This is a genomic window from Mucilaginibacter limnophilus (genome assembly GCF_004005815.1).
In the GTDB taxonomy this organism is placed as follows: Bacteria; Bacteroidota; Bacteroidia; order Sphingobacteriales; family Sphingobacteriaceae; genus Mucilaginibacter; species Mucilaginibacter limnophilus.
This window is the reverse complement of sequence record NZ_SACK01000004.1, coordinates 278,016-303,098: the sequence shown is the minus strand read 5'-3', so window position 1 is coordinate 303,098 and position 25,083 is coordinate 278,016. Positions and strand designations below refer to the sequence as shown.

21 protein-coding genes are annotated in these 25,083 nt (G+C 44.2%); 13 read left to right on the top strand and 8 right to left on the bottom strand.

Going from position 1 to position 25,083, the window contains the following annotated elements:
- The first annotated feature begins 11 nt into the window (after positions 1-11).
- Complete coding sequence (locus tag EOD41_RS12180) at positions 12-512, top strand: FKBP-type peptidyl-prolyl cis-trans isomerase (RefSeq protein WP_127705219.1); 501 nt, start codon at positions 12-14, stop codon at positions 510-512.
- A gap of 224 nt (positions 513-736) precedes the next feature.
- On the top strand, positions 737-1,198 hold the full coding sequence (locus EOD41_RS12175) for a hypothetical protein (RefSeq protein ID WP_127705217.1): 462 nt from the start codon (positions 737-739) through the stop codon (positions 1,196-1,198).
- Between the two features lie 44 nt (positions 1,199-1,242).
- On the opposite strand, the gene EOD41_RS12170 is transcribed toward EOD41_RS12175, so the two are convergent.
- Positions 1,243-1,935, bottom strand: a complete 693-nt coding sequence (locus EOD41_RS12170; RefSeq protein WP_127705214.1) for a hypothetical protein — start codon at positions 1,933-1,935, stop codon at positions 1,243-1,245.
- Between the two features lie 40 nt (positions 1,936-1,975).
- Positions 1,976-4,720 (bottom strand): TonB-dependent receptor, encoded by a 2,745-nt coding sequence (locus tag EOD41_RS12165; RefSeq protein ID WP_127705211.1) that lies wholly within the window; start codon positions 4,718-4,720, stop codon positions 1,976-1,978.
- A 245-nt stretch (positions 4,721-4,965) separates the two neighbouring features.
- Between EOD41_RS12165 and EOD41_RS12160 the strand changes: the two genes are divergently transcribed.
- From EOD41_RS12160 to EOD41_RS12115, 10 genes are all read left to right on the top strand, one after another.
- Positions 4,966-6,030: a fatty acid desaturase gene (locus tag EOD41_RS12160; protein WP_127705208.1), complete on the top strand. Its 1,065-nt coding sequence runs from the start codon at positions 4,966-4,968 to the stop codon at positions 6,028-6,030.
- A gap of 207 nt (positions 6,031-6,237) precedes the next feature.
- A complete protein-coding gene (locus EOD41_RS12155; protein WP_127705206.1) occupies positions 6,238-7,158 on the top strand; it encodes a sugar phosphate isomerase/epimerase family protein in 921 nt (306 codons plus the stop codon).
- Between the two features lie 148 nt (positions 7,159-7,306).
- Positions 7,307-7,864: a gluconate 2-dehydrogenase subunit 3 family protein gene (locus tag EOD41_RS12150; RefSeq protein WP_127705204.1), complete on the top strand. Its 558-nt coding sequence runs from the start codon at positions 7,307-7,309 to the stop codon at positions 7,862-7,864.
- The gene (locus EOD41_RS12145; RefSeq protein ID WP_127705202.1) at positions 7,857-9,575 is read left to right on the top strand and encodes a GMC oxidoreductase; all 1,719 of its coding nucleotides are present in this window, start codon (positions 7,857-7,859) and stop codon (positions 9,573-9,575) included. Before EOD41_RS12150 ends, EOD41_RS12145 begins: the two co-directional genes overlap by 8 nt.
- 13 nt (positions 9,576-9,588) lie before the next feature.
- On the top strand, positions 9,589-11,040 hold the full coding sequence (locus EOD41_RS12140) for a Gfo/Idh/MocA family oxidoreductase (RefSeq protein WP_127705200.1): 1,452 nt from the start codon (positions 9,589-9,591) through the stop codon (positions 11,038-11,040).
- A 28-nt stretch (positions 11,041-11,068) separates the two neighbouring features.
- Positions 11,069-12,220, top strand: coding sequence for a Gfo/Idh/MocA family protein (locus EOD41_RS12135; protein WP_240663372.1), 1,152 nt, complete (start codon positions 11,069-11,071; stop codon positions 12,218-12,220).
- A 13-nt stretch (positions 12,221-12,233) separates the two neighbouring features.
- Positions 12,234-13,289, top strand: coding sequence for a sugar phosphate isomerase/epimerase family protein (locus tag EOD41_RS12130; RefSeq protein WP_127705198.1), 1,056 nt, complete (start codon positions 12,234-12,236; stop codon positions 13,287-13,289).
- Positions 13,290-13,742: 453 nt separating this feature from the next.
- Positions 13,743-14,984, top strand: coding sequence for a nucleoside permease (locus tag EOD41_RS12125; RefSeq protein WP_127705196.1), 1,242 nt, complete (start codon positions 13,743-13,745; stop codon positions 14,982-14,984).
- Positions 14,985-15,033: 49 nt separating this feature from the next.
- A complete protein-coding gene (locus tag EOD41_RS12120; RefSeq protein ID WP_127705194.1) occupies positions 15,034-15,906 on the top strand; it encodes a sugar phosphate isomerase/epimerase family protein in 873 nt (290 codons plus the stop codon).
- A 16-nt stretch (positions 15,907-15,922) separates the two neighbouring features.
- On the top strand, positions 15,923-16,687 hold the full coding sequence (locus EOD41_RS12115; RefSeq protein WP_240663370.1) for a 3-keto-disaccharide hydrolase: 765 nt from the start codon (positions 15,923-15,925) through the stop codon (positions 16,685-16,687).
- Between the two features lie 655 nt (positions 16,688-17,342).
- Here EOD41_RS12115 and EOD41_RS12110 read toward each other — a convergent pair.
- On the bottom strand, positions 17,343-18,398 hold the full coding sequence (locus tag EOD41_RS12110) for a nucleoid-associated protein (protein ID WP_127705192.1): 1,056 nt from the start codon (positions 18,396-18,398) through the stop codon (positions 17,343-17,345).
- Positions 18,399-18,526: 128 nt separating this feature from the next.
- Here EOD41_RS12110 and mnmE point away from each other — a divergent pair, with 128 nt between their 5' ends.
- Positions 18,527-19,894 (top strand): tRNA uridine-5-carboxymethylaminomethyl(34) synthesis GTPase MnmE, encoded by a 1,368-nt coding sequence (gene mnmE / locus EOD41_RS12105; RefSeq protein ID WP_127705258.1) that lies wholly within the window; start codon positions 18,527-18,529, stop codon positions 19,892-19,894.
- Positions 19,895-20,190: 296 nt separating this feature from the next.
- Here mnmE and EOD41_RS12100 read toward each other — a convergent pair whose 3' ends face one another.
- The 5 genes from EOD41_RS12100 to EOD41_RS12080 form a co-directional block, all read right to left on the bottom strand.
- Positions 20,191-20,391: a hypothetical protein gene (locus EOD41_RS12100; RefSeq protein ID WP_127705189.1), complete on the bottom strand. Its 201-nt coding sequence runs from the start codon at positions 20,389-20,391 to the stop codon at positions 20,191-20,193.
- A 1,071-nt stretch (positions 20,392-21,462) separates the two neighbouring features.
- Positions 21,463-23,190 carry an HAD-IIIC family phosphatase gene (locus tag EOD41_RS12095; RefSeq protein WP_205780549.1) on the bottom strand — a complete coding sequence of 576 codons (1,728 nt, stop codon included), beginning with the start codon at positions 23,188-23,190 and terminating at the stop codon, positions 21,463-21,465.
- Between the two features lie 12 nt (positions 23,191-23,202).
- Positions 23,203-23,745 carry an acyltransferase gene (locus tag EOD41_RS12090; RefSeq protein ID WP_127705187.1) on the bottom strand — a complete coding sequence of 181 codons (543 nt, stop codon included), beginning with the start codon at positions 23,743-23,745 and terminating at the stop codon, positions 23,203-23,205.
- Complete coding sequence (locus tag EOD41_RS12085; RefSeq protein ID WP_127705185.1) at positions 23,745-24,647, bottom strand: class I SAM-dependent methyltransferase; 903 nt, start codon at positions 24,645-24,647, stop codon at positions 23,745-23,747. Before EOD41_RS12085 ends, EOD41_RS12090 begins: the two co-directional genes overlap by 1 nt.
- Before the next feature lie 12 nt (positions 24,648-24,659).
- A complete protein-coding gene (locus tag EOD41_RS12080) occupies positions 24,660-24,908 on the bottom strand; it encodes an acyl carrier protein (protein WP_127705183.1) in 249 nt (82 codons plus the stop codon).
- Positions 24,909-25,083: the final 175 nt, after the last annotated feature.

Genomic DNA, 25,083 nt, shown 5'->3' with positions numbered 1-25,083 from the left:
AATTAATTGTAATGAAAATCAATCCAGAACACGTAGTGTCATTAACCTACGATTTGTATGTTGATAACAACGGCGAAGAATCATTAGTGGAAAGCGCTACCCAAGAGCAGCCATTAACCTTTTTATACGGCGCAGGCCAGATGCTTCCTAAATTTGAAGAAAACCTCAGCGAGCATTCAACCGGCGATACTTATGAGTTCCGCCTGTCGGCAGAGGATGCTTACGGTGAATATGACGAAGAAGCTGTGGCCAACCTGCCTAAAGAGATGTTTAGCGGTACGGAAGTGCCTGAAATTGGCGCTGTTATTCCGTTGCAGGACAACAATGGCAACCGTTTCCGCGGACAGGTAGTATCTATTGCCGAGGATGGTGTTATAGTTGACCTTAACCACCCGATGGCTGGTCAGGAGCTGCACTTTAAAGGCACTGTACTGAATGTACGCCCTGCAACCGCCGAGGAACTGGCACATGGCCACGCTCACGGTCCGGATGGCCATCATCACCATGAATAATTAAAGATATTTAATATTGAAAAAGCGCCTATAAGGCGCTTTTTTGTTTTAACTTAAATTGAAGTTAATTAACAGTTAGGTTATTAACTATCGTTTGTCTGTTATTTTGCTCACGTAAAACTACCTGATTTTCATTTTATTAGGTTGCTAATTGTTTTATATAAAGTGGTTGGTTAAATTGCAGTAACCAAATTAAATTCATCTCATTTAACCAATTTTTAATCATGAAAACAATTCGCAATTTTTTGCTGGCTATGGCCATGCTGGTAGTATTTGTGCCTGTTACTAATTCAGTTGCATCAAACGGAAAGCCAATTTCACCTTTTTTAACCGGGAAATTATTGCCCTTCACAACTTTCCCTTGTTACCAGATACAATCAAGCCTGTCTTCCGATAACAGTCAGATAACATTTTATGTTTTGGGTTATCAAACCTATAACAATGTATTTTTAGTGCCGGCGCCTTCAAACCTAACAGTGTACATCACCATGGTAGCTAATCCATATGGCACGCAAACTTACTACACCATTCCAATAAGCGCAGGAGTTTCAACCGTGACTTATCCAACTGGTATAACTATCGGCTCGATGCCTGGTGCTTTTTATTATAACATAACCAGTGTATCGCCTAACAGTTCCGGTTCAACGCCTATTTATTATGATGGGCGTACAGTAAATTGTAACTAATTTTTTAATACTTGGAAAAAAGCGTCTTCCGAGGCGCTTTTTTTTTATTGGTACTCCAGCCTTCCACTGGCAGTTATCCGGCAGGGAATATAGATGGTTACAGCTACCGGCTGGTTATTGATAGTCGCCGGTATAAATCTTTTATCTTCTTCAGTTAGAAAGTTCATATCCATATCGGCTACCTTGTTATATTGCCCGTCGGGTGACACAACCCGAATCTTATAGTCGGCAAGGCGCCCGCCCGGGCTAACAAGCAGTTCTACAACTGCACCAAAATACTCCGGATCAGCGTCCGATAGGTCTTTAGGCATGATAAACTGACTGATATAAGGCAGATATCCGAAGTAAACGCCTCCGGGCTTTATAGGTCGGGTGGTTTTTGCGATGGAATCAATGTTTCCGTCAACAAAGTATTTAATGCCACGAACGGTATCCGCTGCCGACTCATACAAAAGCGTATTTGTGTTGTAATTGTAGTTTTGAATAGGCGTGCCCTGTATGTTGTAAAAATGCCATAATCCGGTTCTTTTGCCGCGTGTGTATTGTCCGCTGGCAACAGCGATCTTTTTGTTGTAAAGCGCCTGGTACAAACCATGCTTCAGCTTTGGACTATCAGCTAATACGTTATACTTTTCAGTGAATTTGTTGTAGATGCGCCCCTTTATGGCAATAGTTTGCTGGGCGAAGCAATTCAAACAAAACAGAAATGAAAAACAAACAAACAGTACTTTTTTCACAAATAAACTTTCCTTTATTGAAACACTGCAAGGAGTGTGCCTAATTAAAGCTTCCAAAGCCACTACGGTTTCTGCCTTCGCCGCCACCCCTGTTGCCTCTGCCACCACCGCCGGCAAATTTCTGCAGTTTCATTGTAAAGGTAAGTAAATAATATCGGCCAAGCCTGTTGGTGCGCGACTCAGATATTAGATTACCGCTTACATTGCGGCTTAAGCCGGTATTCTGGTTAAACAGGTCGAACCCCTGAAAGCGAATAGCCGCGGCATTACGTTTTAGAAACTGGTATTCAACATACGTGGTGAGCAGGGTAGGGTTGGCCCTTACCGAATTGCTGTAGCCTTTGTTAAACGCCTTTGAAAAATTGTAGCCGAATATCAGGTGTTTACCAAAAAAGTTGCGCCCGTCAAGCCCGACAATCCAGGTATGTGTGTTTGCATCTACATAAGTTTCCTGCCCGTAGTTGGTGCTGTTAAGCGTGTAGCTGGTATTTATTTCGGTGTCCATCAGGCTGTCAACATCAGCCCTGAACTTTAATCCCTGTGTAAGTACATAATTTTGATTTTTGCTGCGCTCACCTTCAATAAACGAGATGTTGTTATTGTATGAGATGTTGCCGTTCAGGCTCACGGTGAATTTGCGCTCGGCAAATGGCTTGGCAAACGAATAGTTACCGGCTATATTGTAAAACCCATCGGTATTAACAAAACGTGTTTCGCGGATAAGTCTTCCGGCGCTGTCAAGAGTTGGCCGCGGGGTATTGCTTACTATTTTGTTGTTGGTTTGACTTAATGATAAGTTGGCAAACAGTGAGTTACCGCTTTTCATATCAAACTGGTTGTAATTCAGGTTGACGTTATTGGTAAACTCAGGCTTCAAGTTAGGGTTGCCGTAAATTCGGTTCTCGGGGTTGCTTAGGTCGGGCTCGGGCTGTAACTGCGTAAAGCTTGGCTGGTTGGTTGAACCATTATAATTTAGCGAGAACGATTTGCTGCGCTCAAACTTATACACAAAACGTGCGGTTGGTATCCAGTTAAAGGCATTTGTAGTAAGCGTTTTCCCCCTAAACTCACCCTGTAAAGTTGTGGGCTGTGCTGCTATCCCGATGGTGTAATTGTATTTTTCTTTATCGGCACGAAGGTTTAAACTTATACGGTTGGTAATAAACTGGTAATTATAATCGGTGCTCAGGCTGTCAACATAAGTTGTTTGTCCGGTTTCAGGATCAACGCGGTAATTTAAACGTGTGTTTTCATTATTATTTCTATTATAGTTATATCCTGCCTCCAGATAAGTGTTTTTTCCGATCGGCTCGATATACGAGAAGTTGGCAAACAGCCTTGCCGTAGAGTTATTGGTGCTGATCTGCTGGAAAAGCGGTATCGAACTGCCATTCTGAATGGTAATATAATCATCTTCCAGATCGCTGCCATTACTGTCGTAGCTATAGCCGGTGTTAACACTGAAGTTGCGCCCCTTTTTATGAAATTTATGATTGAACAGCACATTTATGCCACCCTCTGGCGATGTGCTGTTATTGCGGCTGTAACGTGTACCGTTTATTATACTGTCGGCGCTGGTAGCAAGGCTGTCTCTAAAGGTATTGGTGAATGAGCTGTTATTTGTATTATCATTGCTCGAATAATTGAACTCGGGGTTTACCTTCAGGTAATTAAGCGTATCAATTTTATATTCCAGGTTAAAATCAAAGCGGTGGTTGCTGCCTCCGCTTTTACTCGTACTACTGTTATTACGCAAAATAGTATCTCGGCGGTAAAGTTCCTGCTGAAATGAAACGGTGCTGGCATCGCGGTCGCGGCTGGAGAAGCTGTAGTTGCCATAAACGGTCACCTTTTTACCCCAGTCGTCGCGAAAGTTAAGGCCTAACGAGCGGCTGGTGGTAATACCATTAGCATTACTGTTGCCTATGTTAGCCTGCCCCCCGCGCGAGCCGAAATTAAAAGCATTGCTGTTGTTGTTATTGATGTTACCGATAATACCTATCTGCCTGCCATCTGCAAACGAATTACCGGAAAAGCGCAGCAGGTAGCGCTCCTGATTACCCACGCCCGCCGTTGCCTGCCCTTGTGTCCATTTGTTACGGTCTTTTTTTATGGTGATGTTCAATATTTTGGCTGGTTCGCCGGTTTTAATACCGGTGAGGTTGGCCTGATCGCCATAATCATCTATCACCTGGATATTCTCAACGATATCGGCAGGCAGGTTTTGTGTAGCCGCCTGTACATCACCCTTAAAGTAATCCTTGCCATTTACGCGCACTTTGGTTATCGGTTTGCCGTGCGCTTCAACCCCCCCGTCTTTGTCAACATTTACACCGGGCAGTTTTTTTAGCAGGTCTTCCACCTGTGAGCCTTCACGAACTTTATATGCCCCCGCATTATACTCAACCGTATCCTGCTTTATAACTATCGGGTTTTTAACCGCTGTGATAGTAACTACATTAAGTATGTTTATCTGGTACTGCAATACAACCGGCTGCAGGGTGACAGATACTTCAGTAAGGTTATACTCACGCGTGAACGTTTTGTAGCCAATGCCGCTTACGGTCAGCTTTATTTTTTGTGCCGATGTGTTGAGTTTAAACTTTCCGTCAACGTCTGTTGAAGTGGCCGAGCTATCAGCAGCAGAAGTGAGTTTTACGCTTACGCCCGGTATGGTAACCCCGGCGCTGTCGGTAACCACGCCTGAAACTGGTCTGACGGTTTGCGCGTGTGTTGCCGAAAGGGCAAAGAATGATAAGAAGATGATAAGTAGATATATTTTCAAAGCTGTGATATTGTTGTGAGCTCTTAAGAGGCTGAAGATAAGCTAAGGTTTAACAGTGATTTGCATGTAATGTAAATGTTGCAAAAAAACATACAGCTTGTATTAAACTTATAGATGTATAATTTAATCTATTCTGTGACGTTGTATAATAGTTGGTATATATTATTGAAATACTGCGGCATAACGAAATTATTTACCTACCTTACAAACATATACTTCAAATTAATTTTTTTTACTGATATATTATGGCTTTTATACATACGGTGCTTGAACGCCCGGCTTATGGGTGGACAAATACCGATGGTAGCCTTGTTAAACCAACACCCGTACAAATTTTTAAACAGTTTTTAAGCAGACTGAACGTTATTAACAACCGGCGTAACTGGCTGCCGTTAATGAGCTGGCTGATGGTGCTAACGCTCGCGCCATTCTTTATACTTTTCCTGGTAAAATATTTTAGCCTGAAGCTGCTGCTGATAACTTTTATTTACAGCATGGTGGTTATGGGTACGCATGGTACTATATGGTATCACCGGTATTGCACACACAGGGCGTTTAAGTTTAGTAACAACTTCTGGCGTTTTATAACTCAAAATCTCACGCTTAAAATTATACCTGAAGAAATATATGTGATATCACATCACGTGCACCATGCGCTGTCTGATCAGCCTGGCGACCCATACAACGCGCAGGGCGGATTTTTGTATTGCTTTCTGGCCGATGCCAATCATCAGCCTATAAACCGTAATTTAAGCGAGGGCGATTTTAACCGTTGTGTAAAGCTTATGCAGCATACCGGTGTAAAAGCCAATACTTATGCGCAGTACAAAAAGTGGGGTACAGTAGCCAACCCGTTTTACGCCATAACGGGTGTTGTTTTAAGCTGGATATTTTGGGGTACTGTATTTTACCTGCTTGGCGGCTTTGCATTGGTTTGCGCACTGTTTGGGGCTGCCGGCTTCTGGGCGGTAGGTGTGCGTACTTTTAATTACGAAGGCCACGGCAAAGGTAAAGATATGCGCCGTGATGGTGTCGATCATAATCGTGATGATATGTCAATCAATCAACTGTGGCCGGGGATTGTGGCGGGCGAGTGGCACAACAATCATCATTTATATCCTAAAAGTGCACGGTCGGGCTTTAAGCTGCACCAGGTTGATACTGCCTGGTACTACATAAAGTTTATGCATTTTGTGGGTGCAGTGAGCTGTTATCACGATTCAAAAAAGCAATTTATGAAGACATATTATACCAAAGCCCTGCCCGTAAAATTATGCCCGAAAACCGGGTTAGCTCTAAAAGAAGCATAGCCGCGGCGTAAAAACTTTGATACTTATTAAGCATAATGTGATACTATCATGTTATGCTTTTTTCATTTATGCGGCAATGCCTACATTAGTGGCATTATAAACTGATATATTTACAACATCCGGATTGTATTTTAAACTGATTTTCCTGAACATAAAATGCAGTTTTATATCCGGTGGTAAACACAAAACCTGTATTAAATTATTACCATGCAAAACACGAGAAGAAGTTTTTTAAAAAGTTCGGCTATGCTTGCCGCGGCAGCTGTTGCTTCACCACGCTTTACCTTTGCCGCCGATAACAAATTGCGCCGAACCGCTGTGCAGTTGTATTCGGTACGCGATGAAATGAATAAAGACCCTAAAGGCACGCTTAAGAAGTTAGCCGACTTGGGCTACACGCATATTGAACATGCCAACTATAACGCGGGCGAACGTAAATTCTACGGTTATCCTGTAAAAGAATTTAAGACTTTACTAAGTGATCTGGGCTTGAAAATGCCAAGCGGGCATACCACCATGGGGCGCAACCACTGGGATACTGCTACCAACGATTTTACTGATGAATGGAAACGTACCGTTGAAGATGCTGCTGAAATTGGTCAGCGTTATGTGATCAGTCCGTCGCTTGGATGGGGGGCAAAAATGACCGAAGATTTCATGAAGCCTTTTATGGAGCAGTTTAACAAATGCGGCGAGTTTTGCCAAAAATCCTCAATGAAATTTGCTTACCATAATCACGATTTCGAGTTCAGAGACAAAGTAGGAGATGTTTTGGTGTTTGATTATATGCTGCAAAATACCGATCCGAAACTGGTTACATGGCAGCTGGATATTGGTAATATGTATATAGCCGGCGGTATGGCTGCCGATTATATAAACAAATATCCAGGCAGGTTCGAATCAATGCATGTAAAGGATATGAAAGCCGTTGAAGGCGGAGACGCGCACCATAAATACGAAAGCTGCGTGCTGGGCAAAGGCATTGTTCCGGTTAAAGATATTTTGAAGCTCGGCCGCAAAAAAGGCGGTACAGTGCTGTTTGTTATAGAGCAGGAAGAGTACCAGGGCCTGGGCCAGTCAGAAAGCGTGGGCATCGACTTGCAGATAATGAAAAAATGGGGCTATTAATGGTGGATATTAGCCTCTTGGTAACATATTTATAGCATAATATCTTTTTAAAAAATAAAGTTATTATGTTTGAAAAGCACCGTTAAGTGAATGTAAACTAACCATTGGCGGCACAGGTAGCCGCTGATAAAACCCGATACTTATTTTGATGGACAGGCGTATAGCAATAAAGAATCTGGCGTTGATTTTGAGCGGCGCGACGCTGTTTCCAAAAGGTTTGCTGGCTGGTAACGAGAAGCTGATTCAGCTGAAAAATGTAACCGTTACACCTGCACAGGAAAAACTGCTGGCAAACATCTGCGAAACCATCATACCCAAAACCACAACACCGGGCGCAAAAGATCTTAACCTGCACTTGTTTGTGCTTACCATGCTTGACGATTGTTACAGTAAAGCCGATCAGGACGCATTTGCGAAAGGGCTTGAGCAGTTTGAAAAACTTGCCGCGCAAACCAACAGCAAACCGTTCGCTTTATGGCCTGCTGCGCAGCGCGAGACTTTATTAACAAGCCTTGAGCAGAAAAACGATCAACCGGCCGAGCTAAACAGGTTTTACCGCATAGTAAAAGACAAAACGATACAGGGTTATACCCAATCGCAATATTTCATGACAAAACAGGTAGTGTACGAATTGGTTCCTGCCAGGTATCTGGTAAACGTACCTGTTAAAAAAACTACAAAAGTACCATCAGGAAAGCATGGCTAATTTTAATATCGACAGCGTGAAAGAACGCACTTTTGACGCCATTGTTGTTGGGTCGGGCATAAGCGGGGGATGGGCTGCAAAAGAGCTTACCGGGCGTGGGCTTAAAACCCTGCTGCTTGAGCGCGGCCGTGATGTAAAGCATGTGGTTGATTACCCCACCACCAGCATGTACCCATGGGAGTTTGAGCATCGCGGTGAAATGCCCCTTGCTATCCGCGAGGCGAATCCTATTGTTTCGCGCTGCTATGCTTTTGGTGAAGACAGCCAGCACTTTTTTGTAAAAGACAACGAGCATCCATACATACAGGAAAAGCCCTTCGACTGGATACGCGGCTACCAGGTAGGCGGTAAATCGCTGCTTTGGGCACGCCAAACACAGCGCTGGAGCGATTTCGATTTCGAAGGTCCTGCCCGCGACGGTTTCGCCGTCGACTGGCCTATCCGCTATAAAGACATTGCGCCGTGGTACAGCTACGTAGAGAAATTTGCGGGCATATCAGGTAATAAAGATGGCATACCCGAATTGCCCGATGGCGAATTTCTGCCTGCATTTCCATTAAATACTGTTGAAAAGTATTTCAGCGACCATGTAAAAGCGAAGTACCCAAACCGGCATATTATCAGCGCGCGTTGTGCGCACCTGTCAAAACCTCAGCCTATACATTTTGAGCAGGGAAGGGTAGGCTGTCAAAACCGTACGCTTTGCCAGCGCGGTTGCCCGTTCGGTGGATATTTTAGCAGTAATTCGTCAACAATACCATGGGCATTAAAATCGGGGAACCTTACATTGCGGCCGCATTCGGTAGTACAGTCAATTATTTATGACGACGAAAAAGGAAAGGCTGCAGGCGTACGAATTATTGATACCAATACTAAAGAAGTTATTGAGTACTACGCCCGCGTGATATTTGTGAACGCGTCGGCATTAAACACCAACTTGCTGCTGCTAAATTCTACATCGCAGCGTTTTCCTAACGGTTTCGGTAACGATAGCGGTGTATTGGGTAAATACATCGCGTTTCATAACTACACAGCCAATGTTGGTGCCGAAGTGGAAGGCTTCACCGATTTTAAAACAGAAGGCCGCAACCCGGCAGGCGGGGGGTATATTCCGCGCTTCCGGAACGTGTATAAACAGGAAACCGACTTTCTGCGTGGTTATGCGGCAGGTTTCAGCGCTTACCGGTATCAGCAAGCAAAAACTGAAGGCGTTGGCGCACAGCTTAAAGACAACCTGGCTCATCCAACACTTAGTGGCTGGTACGTTGGCTCGCACATGATGGGCGAAAGCATCCCGAAGGAAAGCAATTATGTAAAGCTTGATGATAAGGAAAAAGATGCCTGGGGAGTGCCGCTGCTTCGTGTTAACGTTGATTACGATGATAACGACGAAAAGATGAAGCTTGATTATCTCGAGCAGATGGAAGAGATGTTCGTTTCGGCAGGTTTCAAAAATGTAAAAAAACACGTGGCCATTGGCAAAGCGCCGGGGCTTGATATACACGAAATGGGCGGCGCACGTATGGGCCGCGATCCGAAGACTTCAATCCTGAACGAGTGGAACCAGGTGCATGCTGCCAAAAACGTGTTTGTTACCGACGGCGCCTGCATGACATCTACCGCCTGCCAAAATCCGTCGTTAACCTACATGGCGCTAACAGCCCGTGCCGCCAACTACGCCGTCGACGAAATAAACAAAGGAAACATTTAACCAAAACATACCCATGAGCGAAGAAAAACCAATAAACAACTCGAGAAGAAATTTTATAAAGACAGGCGCCACCGCTGCAGCCGGTTTCATGATAGTACCACGCTATGTATTAGGCGGCAGAGGTTTTATTGCGCCAAGCGATAAGCTGGTTGTTGCCGCCGTTGGCGTTGGCGGTAAAGGCACAAGCGACATAGAAGGCTTTTACAAAAGTGGAAAGGCCGAAATTGCCTATCTGTGCGACGTTGACGACCGGCAGGCAAAAAAATCTGTAAATGCATTTCCTAAAGCCAAGTATTATAAAGACTGGCGCAAACTGTTTGATAAAGAGCACAAGCATATCGACGCGGTATCTGTGTCAACTCCCGATCATAATCACGCTATTATAGGCTATGCCGCTATGCAATTGCGTAAGCATGTGTACATACAAAAACCGCTTACCCACGACATTTACGAGGCGCGCGTACTAACAGCCGCCGCTAAAAAATATAAAGTGGTAACCCAAATGGGTAACCAGGGCGCGTCAGGCGATGGTGTACGTCAGCTTAAAGAATGGTTTGATGCAGGTGTTATCGGTGATGTAAGCACCGTTTACTGCTGGACAGACCGCCCGGTTTGGCCTCAGGGTATTCCGTGGCCAACCGCAAAAACAGAAGTGCCTAAAGAGCTTGACTGGGACCTGTGGCTGGGCACCGCTCCGTACAAAGATTATATTGAAAAACTGGTGCCGTTCAACTGGCGCGGCTGGTGGGATTACGGCACAGGCGCCCTTGGCGACATGGGCTGTCACCTGATGGAAGCGCCGTTCAGGATACTGGATCTTTCGTATGTAAAAGACGTACAATCAAGCGTGGGTACGGTTTATACCGATATCTTCAGCAAAGCTTACTACCCTGAAAGCTGCCCGCCATCAAGTCATATTACATTGACATTCCCTAAAACCGAGAAAACCAAAGGTGATGTAACCATCCATTGGATGGACGGCGGTATTCAGCCTGAAAGGCCTGAAGAACTTGGCCCGAACGAAGTGTTTGGCGACGGTGGCAACGGTATGCTGTTCATCGGCACAAAAGGAAAAATGATGGCCGGTACTTATGCCGTTAATCCGCAGTTGCTGCCAACATCACGCACCAAAGAAGTAAGCGTACCGCAAACCATAAAACGTGTACCGGGCGGCGACAGCGGCCACTATGCGCAATGGGTTGAAGCTTGTTTGGCCGGTTATGGCAAAATGGAGGTGAGTTCGCCGTTTGAAATGGCCGGTCCGCTTACCGAGGCCTTGCTGATGGCCAACCTGTCTATCCGCGGGCATGACGTTCAGCGCAAACGTGCCGACGGTAAAACTGAATATCCGGGCAGAAGCATTAAACTGATCTGGGACAACCTGAACATGAAAGTAACCAACTTTGACGAGGTAAACCAGTTTGTTAAGCGCGAGTACCGTGAAGGCTGGAAACTGGGCGTATAAAGCATTATCACAACTATAAACTAAACATATGAAGTTAAGATTAGCAATGATCGGCGGGGGACAGGGCGCGTTTATCGGCGCCATTCACCGTATTGCCACCCGTATCGACGACCACTACGAACTGGTGGCAGGCGCTTTCAGCAGTAATCCTGAAAAAGCCAAAGCCAGCGGCGAAGAGCTTGGTCTGTCGCCCGACAGGGTGTACGGTTCGTACAAAGAACTGATTGAAAAAGAGAGCCAGCTGCCCGAAAATGTACGTGTGCAGGTGATCAGTATAGTAACGCCAAACCACGTGCACTTTGAGCCGACCAAACTTGCCTTAGAAAGCGGTTTTCATGTAGTGCTTGATAAGCCCATGACCTTCTCGCTTGAAGAAGCAAAAGAGTTAAAGAAAATAGTTGAAAGCACGGGCAAACTGTTCTGCTTAACGCATACGTACACCGGTTACCCAATGGTTAAAGAAGCCAGACAGATTATTGCTTCGGGCAAGATTGGCGCTGTGCGTAAAGTTTATGTGGAGTACCCGCAAGGCTGGTTAAGCACTTTCCTTGAAGGCGAAGACAACAAACAGGCATCATGGCGCACCGACCCGGGCAAGAGTGGCATTGCAGGTGCTATGGGTGATATTGGAACCCACGCGTTTAATCTTAGCGAGTATGTTACCGGTTTGCAGGTGACTAAATTAAACGCCGATATTAACATCGTGGTTGAAGGCCGCAAGCTTGATGACGATGGTGCAGTACTGCTGAAATACAACAACGGCGCAAGCGGCGTGTTGATGGCTACCCAGATTGCCGCGGGCGACGAGAACAACATCAAAATTCGTGTTTACGGCGAAAAAGGCGGCATCGAGTGGCAGCAGGATATTGCAAATACTTTGTTGATAAAATATCTTGATAAGCCAACTGAAATATGGCGTACAGGCGGCGGCTACACCAGCGGCTATGTTACTACCAACATGCGTGCCCCTGCCGGTCACCCTGAAGGTTACCTTGAGGCATTTGCCAACCTGTACAAAAACTTCGCGCTTACAGTTAAAGCTCAGCTTGAAGGAGCTGCTGCTACGCCTGAAATGCTCGATTTTCCGGGTGTTGAGGATGGCGTGCGCGGGATGGCCTTTGTTGAGAACGTGATTGCCTCGGGCAAGTCTGATCAAAAATGGACCGATTTTACCATATAAACCTTGATTTGATATGAAGAATATAAAAGGGCCGGGTATTTTCCTGGCGCAGTTTTTAGGTGAGAAACCACCGTTTAATACGCTTGAAGAAATTTGTAAATGGGCAGCAGGCCTTGGCTACAAAGGTGTACAGATACCAAGCTGGGCAAACAGCTATTTTGACCTGCAAAAAGCAGCCGAAAGCAAAACCTATGCTGATGAAATAAAAGGTCTGGTTAACAGCCACGGTCTTGAGATCACCGAGCTATCTACGCACCTGCAAGGCCAGCTGGTTGCCGTGCACCCGGCTTATGATGAACTGTTTGATGGCTTTGCGCCCGAGCAGTACCGCAACAACCCTAAAGCACGCCAGGAGTGGGCTGTGCAACAATTAAAATACGCTGCAAAAGCATCACAAAACCTTGGTCTTAATGCGCATGCTACTTTTAGCGGCGCTTTGATATGGCAAACCGTTTACCCATGGCCTCAGCGCCCTGCCGGACTGGTAGAAACCGCCTTTACTGAGCTTGCCAACCGTTGGAAACCGATACTGGACGTGTTCGACGAAAACGGTGTTGACCTTTGCTACGAGATTCACCCGGGTGAAGACCTTCATGACGGTGTTTCATACGAGATGTTCCTTGAGAAAGTGAATAACCACAAACGCGCTTGTTTACTATATGACCCATCGCACTTTGTACTGCAATGCCTCGATTACCTGGATTACATCGACATCTATCATGAACGTATAAAAATGTTCCATGCTAAAGATGCGGAGTTTAATCCGACCGGGCGTCAGGGCGTTTACGGCGGATACCAAAGCTGGGTAAACCGCGCGGGGCGTTTCCGTTCATTGGGCGACGGTCAGGTTGATTTTAAGGCGATCTTCAGCAAACTGGCTGCTTACGATTATGAGGGCTGGGCAGTGCTGGAGTGGGAATGCGCTATTAAACATCCTGAAGACGGCGCAAGGGAAGGCGCTGAGTTCATCAAGAACCACATTATTCACGTAACCGAACACGCGTTTGATGATTTTGCTTCTGCCGGAGGGGATGAATCATTCAACCGTAAGCTGCTGGGTTTGGATTGATCATTTAAAAAGATGAATGTCATGCTGAACTTGTTTCAGCATCCCACAGGACAGGTCGTTTGCTTGTCCTGAGGGATCCCGAAATAAATTCGGGATGACATACTTTAAGTGCCAACATATGTTAAATCACTTGTCATGCTGAGTAACGAAGCATCTGTCGGCGAATAGATTCTTCGCTACGTTCAGAATGAAAGGTATAGTCAAGAGATTGCTTCGTTTCTCGCAATGACACTTTTGTTAAATTGCGTTAAGGATAGCAGCGGATACTCCATAGGAGTCCTTCGGAAAGGCCTGTGGCTAAGGCCTGCAGGCGTATGAGCGGATAGCCTGACCCGAAAGGGAACGCCCGAATGATTAACGTAACATCTTTACATATCTTTCTTAAAAATCAGTGTAAAAACACACTGCAAACCATATATTAGCGGCAAATAACCAAACAAAACAACCAAACAAATGACCCTTACAACCCGCATTAAGTTATCAGCCATGATGTTCCTCGAATTCTTCATTTGGGGCGGATGGTTTGTAACGCTTGGTACTTTCTTAAAATCTCTTAACGCTACCGACGTGCAAAATGGCGTTGCATACGCCACCCAATCGTGGGGAGCTATCATTGCGCCTTTTATCATCGGGCTTATTGCCGACAGGTTTTTTTCGGCACAGCGTGTACTTGGCGTTTTGCACCTTGTGGGCGGGGCATTGCTTTGGTATGCTACCACGCTAACCAACTTTGAAAGCTTTTACCCGGTAATACTGGCTTATATGATTGTTTATATGCCTACGCTGGCGCTTGTAAACTCAGTTGCCTTTAAGCAGATGACAAACCCGAGCAAAGAGTTTCCGCCTATAAGAGTACTTGGCACTGCCGGTTGGATTATCGCAGGTTTAACTATTGGCTGGCTGGGCTGGGAGCAAAGCGGTCAGTTGGTGCTTACTTTTAAAATGGCCGCAGGCGCGTCGTTGTTGTTAGGCATACTAAGCTTTACCCTTCCTGATACGCCTCCTGCTAAAAAAGGACAAAAAACCACAATAGGTGATATTATCGGTCTGGATTCTATAGGATTGCTTAAGAACAGGTCGTACTTAACCTTCTTCCTGGCATCCGTAGCTATATGTATTCCGCTCGCTTTTTACTATAATTTCACTAATAGATTTTTAAATGAAGTGGGTATGACAGCTGCCGCCGGAAAACAATCATTAGGGCAAGCGTCTGAACTGGCGTTTATGATATTAATGCCATTGTTTTTTGTTCGTCTTGGCGTTAAAAAAATGCTGGCAATTGGTATGCTTGCATGGGTAGTGCGTTATGTATTGTTTGCTTATGGCAATGCCGATACCAACTATTATATGCTGATTGGCGGAATTGTGCTGCACGGTATCTGCTACGATTTCTTTTTCGTTACAGGGCAGATTTATACTGATAACCTTGCCGGCGAACGCTTTAAAAGCGCGGCTCAGGGTTTTATTACGCTGGCTACCTATGGTGTAGGCATGCTTATCGGCTCGTACATTTCAGGGCCGATTGTTGACAACTGGAAAATTGGCGAAAATGCGCACAATTGGCAATCTATATGGCTGATTCCGGCAGGTATAGCCGCAGTGGTACTGATACTGTTTATTACGCTGTTCCGTGACAAAAAACATGTTGAAACACAGCCGGACGTTGACGCTGAAGACGCAGAAATTGTATTATAGATTAAACTAAAGGGTGATTTATCACTCATACAAACGAATAAAAATCAAAATGACAAACAGAAGGACATTTTTAGGCCAGGCCGGATTGATTGGCGCGGCTTTATTGTTGAAACCGTCACTATCGTCGGCAAAAGGCGTAAATAAAGTTGGTTTGCAGCTTTACAGCCTGCGCGATTATTTGCCGAAAGATGTTAAAGGTGTACATGCTAAGGTTGCGGCTGCAGGTTACAAAGAGGTTGAAACCTACGGTTACAGCAAGGCAAACGGTTTTTGGGGACTTGATGCCAAAGCTTACAGCGAATTGCTGAAAGCTAACGGACTGGTATCGCCAAGCGGTCACTACGGTATCGAATCATACTTCAGAAGCGGCAGTACAAAAGATCTGGACGAGGTAATTGAGGCTGCTAAAATCATTGGTCAAACCTATGTTATTTTGCCTGCCATGGGCGGCGACCTGATTGATACTGCTGAAAAATGCAAAGCCATGGCTAAAAAGTTTAATGAGGCCGGAGCATTGCTTAAAAAACAGGGACTGAAATTTGGTTATCATAACCATAACTTTGAGTGGAAACCGGTTGACGGTACTACCTTTTATGATGTACTGCTGAAAGAAACCGACCCTAACCTGGTAACGCTTGAGCTTGACCTGTACTGGGTGGTGCGCTCAAACCTTGATCCGGCAAAGATGCTTACTGAACATCCGGGCAGGTTTAAACTGGTGCACGTTAAAGATGCAGATAAGGCGAATAAAGAACTGAATACCGAGATAGGTAAGGGTTCAATTGACTACAAGTCGATATTTGCCGTTGCGCAAAAAGCGGGTATTAAGCACTTTATTGTTGAGCAGGAGAACTTCACCAATATCGATCCGTATGTTAGCATTGGTGAAAGCATTTCGTACGTAAAAACATTGTCTATATAAATTAAAAAACAATATTGTGAAGCATAAAACAATTTTCGCCATGCTGCTGACAGTTGGCAGCGTATCAGCCTTTGCGCAAGACAAGCCCGAAGATACCGAGGTATGGGAACCTGTACCAAAAATAGTAACCACAGGCAAATCGTTTACCGACGCGCCTTCAGACGCTATAATACTATTTGACGGAAAGAACCTTGATGAATGGGTATCAGACAAAGACCCTTCAAAACCTGCTCCATGGCCGGTTGCCAAAGGCATATTCACCGTTAAAAAGAGCGAGGGCGGCATTGTAACCAAGCGCAAATTTACCAACTATCAGCTGCACTTAGAGTGGCAGGTGCCTTCAAACATTACCGGTACCGGACAAGCGCGCGGTAACAGCGGTTTGTTTTTGGCGCAACTTGGCCGCGGTGATAACGGTTATGAACTACAAATATTGGATTCGTACAACAACAAAACCTATGTGAACGGCCAGGCAGGCAGTATTTATAAGCAGTTTGCCCCGTTAGCCAATCCTAACAAAAAACCGGGTGAGTGGCAAACGTATGATGTTGTTTGGACAGCCCCAACTTTTAACGAGGACGGCACAGTAAAAACTCCGGCCAAAGTAACCGCGTTTTTGAATGGTGTACTGGTACAAAATGCTACCGAGCCGCTTGGCCCGACGCAATACATTGGCAAGCCATCATACAGAAAGCATGGCGCGGCCCCTATCTATATACAATCGCACGGCGACCCAAGCGAGCCGCTTAGCTTCAGAAATATCTGGATAAGAGAGTTGTAAGACCTCACCCAACCCTCTCAAAAGGAGAGGGGCTTTTCTGTTTGGTGACGATACATTAAACAGGAGCCGGGGAAGCAAATATTTAAAGCCCTTCTTTTTATAGAGAAGGGCTTTTTATTTTTAGGTAGGATAGCTTGTGCAGAAACTTACAGGATAGTTTACCACTTAGTATATGGGATGCTGAAACAAGTTCAGCATGACATTTGAATCTAAACCGCTGATTTTTGTGATTTTTTGATTAAGCTGATTTTCTTACCTCTTATGTGTCATCCTGAGTGTAGCGAAGGATCCATTCGCCGCCAGATACTTCGTTCCCTCAGCATGACAAAAAAGGCAAACAGTAGAAAAAGAGCCAGACAACCCTTAACGTACGCTTATTGAAAGGATGCGGCATCGTAATGCCGGAAGGGCAGAGACAGTGCTATAGCAGTAACATTGGCCGGCAGTGCGCAGCCGCGAGGTTTGTTTTTGGTTATTTTTTTCTTTTCCGGCAAAAGAAAAAGTAACATCCACTGACGCATTATATGGTATAAAGCCATTGCTAACGGTGTTGACGGTGTTGACGGTGTTGACGGTGTTTACCCTGTTGACGTCAACACCTGCAACCTGTCATTTCGACCGTAGGGAGAAATCCTCTTGGCAAGGTGATTAGCAACTATTGCTCTTCTTTAAAATAAACCTTGTAATAGTTCATAGCCTTCTCGTCGTCAAAGCCTTTTTCTATCAGCTCTTTGTTTCCATGAATGTAGATATGAAAGTTCTTGTCGAGCTTTAATACGCTTTTGTACACCCTCGATTGCTTTTTAACCGCGTTGGCCGATATCTCGAAGCTATCGGCAATAGGCATGTCAAACTCGCTCTCGTATTGCTCCTTATAGCTTTTGAACGACTCAATAGCCTGCGGATTGCCAATTACCTCACCTGTAAACTCGTCCATATCAAAAGTATCCTTCTCCTTAAAATACTTCATTGATCGGTTCAGCAGGTCTATCTTATCGGCTTTATCCATTTCAAATTCCTCGTCAAGCTTCTGGGTAACGAAGTTTTTGTACACGCCCAGCACATTGGTAGTCTGGTTAAAATTATCGTTGCGGATTTTTAACTGTAAAAAGTCGTCCTTCCAATAAACCGCCGCCTCTTGCGAACCGGCTTTGTCAATTACCGCTACTTTGTAACCGTCTTCCTTGCCGGTATTAAATATCAGACAGCCCTTATCCAGTTTGTTGATGTTAATGCCGTCCTCTTCGTAATCAACACTAAAGCCGCCCTTATCGGGGTACACTTTCAGGTAAGTTTCTTTATTTTCAGATTTAAAAACACCAATAGCGTCAAGCAGTTCACCTTCTATCTGCACCTGGCGAAACAGCGCGACATATATCTCGCCGGCCTTAATTTTAGGGTGATTGGACACGCTGTACAGGTGTCTGGCTATCAACTGAGATGTTTCATGGAAGGTGGATTCATCTTCAAAAATTTTTGTGGCGAAGCTGTATATCTCATTCAGGTTGAGGTCGCCGCTGTTGTGCATCAGGTGATACACTTCGTTAGTTTTCTCAAAAGGGGTGAGGAAGTACTGTTTTAGCAAGTTAGGTATAATTTCATCCTGCAATTCCAAAGGATTATCAGACAGGGAGTACATCTCATTTTGCGATTGGTTGCCAACGTGGTGTACTGATACAGCATCAAGCGAAGCTTCAAAAAAAGTGATCATAATTACAGCCAAATAAGGAAAATTTTTCCGTTTGACACTCCTCTGTTGATAACACATGGCATTTGCCTATATTTTCACGAACTTTACGCCCTCAATACCATGGGCTATTGTCCATGGACCATGGACAAATGAATTATACTGAAGATACCATAGTGGCCCTGGCCACACCAAACGGAACGGGTGCTATCGGCGTTATACGTCTTTCGGGGCCGGATTCCATAACCATCGCTAACAGCGTTTTCAAGGGGAAAGACTTAACCCAACAGCCTTCGCACACTATCCATTTCGGGCATATTGTGGATGGTGATGTTACACTTGATGAGGTGTTGGTATCGTTATTCATCGCACCACGCTCATATACCCGGGAAAATGTGGTAGAGATATCGTGCCATGGGTCAAATTATATTTTGGAGAGTATAATCAAACTGATGATAAAGCGTGGCGCACGTGCGGCAAAGCCCGGAGAGTTTACGCTAAGAGCGTTTCTAAATGGACAACTTGATCTTTCACAAGCGGAGGCTGTTGCCGATTTGATCGCGTCAAACTCAAAAGCCTCGCAGCAGGTAGCCTTGCAACAACTTCGCGGCGGTTTTAGCAGCCAGTTAAGCCAGCTTCGTGAACAGTTGGTACAGTTTGCTTCGTTGGTTGAACTGGAGCTCGATTTTTCAGAAGAAGATGTAGAATTTGCCAATCGCGACCAACTCAAACAGTTAATATTAGATACAGTAAAAGTGATTGGGGGGCTTATACGTTCATTTGAGTTAGGCAACGTAATTAAACAAGGCGTAAATACGGTGATAGCCGGCAGACCCAATGCCGGTAAATCCACATTGCTAAATGCACTGTTAAATGAAGAACGGGCAATTGTGAGCCATATCCCCGGCACCACGCGCGACACAATTGAGGAAGTGCTTAATATAAATGGCATCAACTTTCGGCTGATAGACACTGCCGGTATACGGGAAGCTACCGATGCCATTGAGCGGATAGGGGTGGAGCGCACGATGGAAAAAATCAGCCAGTCGGCTTTGTTGATCTATGTTTTTGATGCTGAACAAATAACGATTGAGGAACTGAATTCTGATCTTGAAAGTCTCCAGCGCGAAGGATTAAATATGCTGATTGTGGCTAATAAAATTGATCTTTTGAATGCCGAGCAGCTATCAGCATTACCACATTCAGAAACAGTAATACCGGTTTCTGCACGTGAAAAGCAGCATATAGACGAATTGAAAAACAAGATTTATTATGCCGCGATAAAAGAACAATTAACCGGACAGGAAACATTGGTAACCAACATTCGTCACGTGGAAGCCCTGCAACGTACAGAAGACGCCCTGCTGCGCGTTCTTAACGGTATCGACGGTTATATAACGTCCGACTTTTTAGCAATGGACATTAAACAAGCGCTTCATTATTTAGGTGAAATTACAGGTACCGTTACAACAGATGATTTACTGGAAAATATCTTTAGCAAGTTCTGTATCGGTAAATAATTGATTTTCAATAAGTAGCATTAACTTTCATAAACACATATTATCTCTCATTAGTTCTCATTTTTTAACATTAATCTTCAGTTTAAATGTAACTGTGGTGTAACTGGTGAGGTTGAGTTACAATTTCAGTTTACAACAGTAAGTTTAAAGAACTGCCGCATAATTATAAAAAGCTAAACGAGCAGGAAATCAAAACCATAAACGATCATCCGGCCTCATACAAAGCATTTCCCCGGCAGGAAAAAGGCAAAAGGCAGTTATGCGCGTTGCCGTATAATTTGCATGCAAACGGTCAGCTAAATAAAGCAGGCGATAGCTTTAAAATCACCATGAAATGCGGTGCCGTAAGCGGTGCGCCATTTAATGTTGCTGCACATTCGCCATACACCGAAGCCGGTAAAACGAAACAGATGCGAGTATGAAATTTTGCGGTTAAACCAGGGGACGAATTTAGTTACGAATGATATTTTAACAATTTTGAAAACAGCATATATCATTTGGTATTAAACGGTCCAAACGGTTTTTCCGGCAGTTTAAAGGGGATAAAAACGACCCTGAACTACATGTTAATCTTATTTATAACAAAGCCGGCAATCTTGAGATAGAGTTTCATGATTTGAGTAAACAAAGAGGATATTATATCACTGTAGCCGACCTGTCATATATACGGTCAACTCACAAAGTTCATACTTAAACCCGGACAATGGATCAATAAAATCATCAATCTTCAACACAGCCACCACTGGTATGATCTAGGTATTGCTATTGATGGTACGATGCTTTTGTACGACGTTTTGCAGGGCGCATTGAAACCGGCAAACATGGCTTTACCGATCCTGCTATTGGCGCTTGATTGGCTTAACAGCTCAACAACTTTGCATGTTTTGTTAAATAGGAATTTGGCGTACTTGCTAGGAAATTGCCGCAATTCCCTTCCGAAATCTTAAAAAATTTGTTTTTTAAAAAGTACTAAGATCTATTAAAACGCTGAACCCGTTGATATTCTAATCAACCATTTACAATGCAAGGTGGTGTAAATTCGTAAGGAAGTAGTTTGAGAAATCTCCACTAAGTACTACCTTAAAGGCAAATCAGACCCTTAATCGATTTGCCTTTAATTTTTCACTCACAAACCGCCTTGACCCTATTAAACCGCAGATTGTCTCAATGATGAGAGTAGTAGAGTTTCCGAGCCGTCAAAAGAAAGATTTTCTAGGTAGATCGAACTTACGAAATGTCTTTCTTCTTACAACCAGCATTTTGGTGCAACTTTGGCGGCGTAAAATTTTTAATGCCTTGTTCGGCAAAGTGTCGATGCCTCCAACTTTGATGTGTAGAAACCTCCACTAAATTCCTTCAAGTATGGCAGTTTGCGGTTCTTTTTTTGTTTGATGTCGCTGTGATTGGTAGTGTCAAGGTCGCCGCTTAACAACAAATCTTGCAATTTATTCTTGAGTCATTGGAGAGACTATCATTTATGACTGACAATTATGAATTTAGCAAATGGGCTGGCTGGAAAGGACGTCAGGGGCTATTTCTACAGCTCCGCTAAGCATAACGTTGCCAAACTATACTCTTTTAATATAAAACTTTTTGCCTGTGTATGGAGTCGTTATATCAAGCTCCCAAAAGTTTTCATTTGATATGAAGTGTAGCGACTGGTAAAGCTCCTTTACCATCATGTTTTTTGCTGTGGGAATATATTCACCCTGTATTTTACTGAAGCCATTTTGAAGAGCATCGGCTACAATGCAATTAATAATGAACTGTTCCATACCGCGTTTTAATACACGACAGCTCATGGCCCAGTTCTCTATAAAAAGAATATCGTCGTTAATTTTTTTCAGCACAGCAAAGGATATCAGGCCGTTGTCGCCAAAGGTATCGGTAAGGGTGAAGGAATAGGTAAAATAGCTGTCGCTGTTTACCATAGCATTCAGTTCCTCTTCGGTGTACCTTACCGTGCGTAAATTAAACTGGTTTGAGCGTTGTGACAGTTGCGACACCCGCGGAATAGTAAAACTATTAAACGACGCCACTACCGACTTCATGTTAAGACTTGCCAAAAACTCATCTTCGTTGGCAAACTTTTGCATTTTTATGGTGCGTTTGGCTTCTTCCTGGTATTGCTGTGTGCGCTGCGCGTCGCCTTCGGTGTACGATGCCGTTTCGAACAGGTTCAGCTTTTTCAGAAACAACAGGTATTCGGCCGGGTCTTCGGGCATATCAGGTACGGTAATGCCGGGTATTTCCTTTTTTACCAGTTCGCGTTCAAACGGGTTATCATCAATAAAAACAATAGCATCCATGTTAATGTTCAGTACGCTTTGAATGGCGCGAATGTTATCAGCTTTATTTTCCCAGTTTGCCATAAATACAGCAATATCCTCAAGCCGCAGCACCATTTCGGGATGATTTTTAAAAGGTTCCAGTGCAATTTCTTCGGTGTTTTTGCTGCATACGGCTACTATTATCCCGCGTTGTTTAAGCTGTTTTATCCACAGTTGCAGTTCAGAGAATATTTTGCCTGTGCCGAGATCGCCAATCTGAATGCCTTCCATACCATCGTCGCCAATGATGCCACCCCAGGTAGTGTTATCAAGATCGAGGATGATGCATTTTTTAAACTTGCCATGTATAGAAAGTATCACATCACAGATGTTTTTGGCAAGCACCGGCAAAAAATCGATACTGAAAACCATATCTGCAGCCACATATATTTTACTATCGAAGGTGTAACGGTAACCGTGATGCGTTACCAACGCGTCAATATCAACCAAAAAAAGGTTTTTATTGATTTGCGCCAGTTCCATCAACCCAAGGTTTAATTTTTTCAGTTGAAACGGCAACGATGAGGGTACTTTTGCAGCATAATTGCCAAATACAGCATCATTAAGTTCAATAAATGTATTGGTAATAACGCGGCAATGGCTTATGCTGCTTAAAATGGTTTGGTGTAAATTTTCAGTATAGCCAAGCTGAGCATCAGCAAAAGTTGTCTTCGCATCAGCTTTATAAAACTGCTTAGTTAAACGTTCGGTACCGCGAAGTATCAGTACATAATCAGGTGCAAATTCGTAAAGTTCCGAATTAGGGTCGAGTATCTGACGGTCAATTTGGTTATAATCGGCCTCAAAAACCACAAAGTTAACGCCGTATTCAATGGCGTAGCCTTTTATTGCCTGTGTTATGAATTGCGAGGCCATATCAGCCAGTATGGCCATGCGTAGGGTCGGCATGCCGGTAACCACCTTTTTCAGGTTTCTTTTCAAATGATTGAAATCGGGGATGTTCATTGCCTTGTAGGATTAAGTTGTTGGCTGCAGGTCGGCGGGCAATTCGTTATGCGTTTCTACCACAAATTTTGCGGGCTGACCGGAGTAAATACTGTCAGACTTTTTAAACGCCTTGGTAAGTACCGAACCAGGCGTAAGTACCGAACGTGCGGGCAATATGCTGCCGGCAGTTACCACGCAGTTGCCGCATATCCACGAACCACTTTTTATTATCACGGGCTTGGCCGCATGTGGCCCGAAACGGTACGACCTACCCTGAAAAGTATGATTGCCGCCAGAAATAAGGCAGTTTGGGCCGATAATGGCTTCGTCTTCAATAGTAAGATCGGTAGCTATAATAATAGTGCGATGACCAAAACCTACATTATCGCCCACCCAAAGACCGCTTAGCGAATTGATAATGACTGTTGAAGGTACGAGGAAATTCTTACCGCAATGCTTCATCATCAGTGAATACAAAAATCCACGGAAATACATAAACACAGGCACATCAGGCAACCAAATGGTGGCCATGCGTACAAAACACGAGTATAGGATTGACAGGCGTGTTTTCACTACTTTTTAGCTACAAAGGCGGCGTACATTATCGGAATTTTATATTTTTCGGCATAGGCTGACGGTTTGTTGTCGGTTATGGCAATGGTTTCTTGCAGTATGTGCAGCCCGCAACGGTCGAATAATTCGCGTATCTCATCTGTATTGTTAAACAGGTAAATATGGTCAATCATGGGCGCGTTAACCGGGGTGGTAACATAGCATACGCCGTTACCGGTAAGCAGCTCTGTTATTTTATTAAGCATCTGGTCGGGGGCTTCCAAATGTTCCAGCACTTCGCCAATGGTTATCACATCATACTTTACACTCGCATCAAAATCAAAAAGATTTTTGTGGTAGTAATTGATGCTGTCGTTATTCAAAATGCCTTTGGCCAGATTAATTGAGCTTTCGCTGATATCAACCATATCAAACTGTTTAACATCTTTAAGCAGTTCAAAAGCTTCGTAAATATACAAGCCATGCCCGCCGCCTATTTCAAGGTAGTTTTGCGCACCTGCGGCATATTTCGGCAGATTTCCGCTGAAGAACAGAAATCGCTGAAACTGATCGTACCACATAAACTGGGCAAGTACCAACCCGTGCATGTGTATATTCATTATTTCGGGGTTTGAATATACCTGCTGCTCCACTTCGGCAAACGAACTGTTTGAATATTTGCCGCTGCGTATAAACTCCATCCGCTCTTCGCGCATGTGGGTCACCATTTCCATGTAGCAGTGTACACCATAATCGGGCTGCCTGCCGCTGTTTTCGAGGTAAACTGAATATCTGCCTAAAAAATCAGCCGCTTTTTGTTCGTACCAGTCGCCAAGCCCGGTAAGGCTTTCGCGTAGGTGCGCTTCGTGTTTGGGGTTGCGGGCAGCAATTTCGTTAAGTATGGCTTCCGGATGGTTAAACATAACAAGGGCTTTTTAAGAAACTGCTTGCTTTTGTATAATAGCGGCAACAATATCGCCCACGTTGCTCCAGTTTTGAGCCTGTGCGGCGGTAAATCTTATGTGGTAGTGTTTTTCAATAGCCACAACCAGTTGCAAATGATTTAACGAATCCCAGTCTTCCAGGTCGGCAGCGGTGGTTGTTTCATCAACAGAAATGTCGTTATTATCAAACACCTGCCTGAAAATAATATTCAGTTGTTGTATTATTTCTTCGTTAACCATAATTGTGTTGTTTAAGCCGGGTCAAAGTAAAATGTTCAATGTTATCGGTATGTCAACGCTGTTTAATCATTGTGATTTAAGAGCCGTTTAAACAAGTGTTTTAGATGGTATTTAACTGATTTTTAAACAAATGCATTTTGTATAATTAACAATAATTTAACCGGCAGGGCTGAGG

What these genes read in the sequence shown, in the direction of transcription:
- EOD41_RS12175 (WP_127705217.1), top strand. Translation starts at nt 737, where the DNA reads ATGAAAACAATTCGCAATTTTTTGCTGGCTATGGCCATGCTGGTAGTA.
- EOD41_RS12085 (WP_127705185.1), bottom strand. Translation starts at nt 24,647, where the DNA reads ATGTTTAACCATCCGGAAGCCATACTTAACGAAATTGCTGCCCGCAAC.
- EOD41_RS12080 (WP_127705183.1), bottom strand. Translation starts at nt 24,908, where the DNA reads ATGGTTAACGAAGAAATAATACAACAACTGAATATTATTTTCAGGCAG.
- EOD41_RS12155 (WP_127705206.1), top strand. Translation starts at nt 6,238, where the DNA reads ATGCAAAACACGAGAAGAAGTTTTTTAAAAAGTTCGGCTATGCTTGCC.
- EOD41_RS12100 (WP_127705189.1), bottom strand. Translation starts at nt 20,391, where the DNA reads ATGATATATGCTGTTTTCAAAATTGTTAAAATATCATTCGTAACTAAA.
- EOD41_RS12130 (WP_127705198.1), top strand. Translation starts at nt 12,234, where the DNA reads ATGAAGAATATAAAAGGGCCGGGTATTTTCCTGGCGCAGTTTTTAGGT.
- EOD41_RS12095 (WP_205780549.1), bottom strand. Translation starts at nt 23,190, where the DNA reads ATGAACATCCCCGATTTCAATCATTTGAAAAGAAACCTGAAAAAGGTG.
- EOD41_RS12125 (WP_127705196.1), top strand. Translation starts at nt 13,743, where the DNA reads ATGACCCTTACAACCCGCATTAAGTTATCAGCCATGATGTTCCTCGAA.
- EOD41_RS12135 (WP_240663372.1), top strand. Translation starts at nt 11,069, where the DNA reads ATGAAGTTAAGATTAGCAATGATCGGCGGGGGACAGGGCGCGTTTATC.
- EOD41_RS12145 (WP_127705202.1), top strand. Translation starts at nt 7,857, where the DNA reads ATGGCTAATTTTAATATCGACAGCGTGAAAGAACGCACTTTTGACGCC.
- EOD41_RS12160 (WP_127705208.1), top strand. Translation starts at nt 4,966, where the DNA reads ATGGCTTTTATACATACGGTGCTTGAACGCCCGGCTTATGGGTGGACA.
- EOD41_RS12180 (WP_127705219.1), top strand. Translation starts at nt 12, where the DNA reads ATGAAAATCAATCCAGAACACGTAGTGTCATTAACCTACGATTTGTAT.
- EOD41_RS12120 (WP_127705194.1), top strand. Translation starts at nt 15,034, where the DNA reads ATGACAAACAGAAGGACATTTTTAGGCCAGGCCGGATTGATTGGCGCG.
- EOD41_RS12110 (WP_127705192.1), bottom strand. Translation starts at nt 18,398, where the DNA reads ATGATCACTTTTTTTGAAGCTTCGCTTGATGCTGTATCAGTACACCAC.
- EOD41_RS12140 (WP_127705200.1), top strand. Translation starts at nt 9,589, where the DNA reads ATGAGCGAAGAAAAACCAATAAACAACTCGAGAAGAAATTTTATAAAG.
- EOD41_RS12150 (WP_127705204.1), top strand. Translation starts at nt 7,307, where the DNA reads ATGGACAGGCGTATAGCAATAAAGAATCTGGCGTTGATTTTGAGCGGC.
- mnmE (WP_127705258.1), top strand. Translation starts at nt 18,527, where the DNA reads ATGAATTATACTGAAGATACCATAGTGGCCCTGGCCACACCAAACGGA.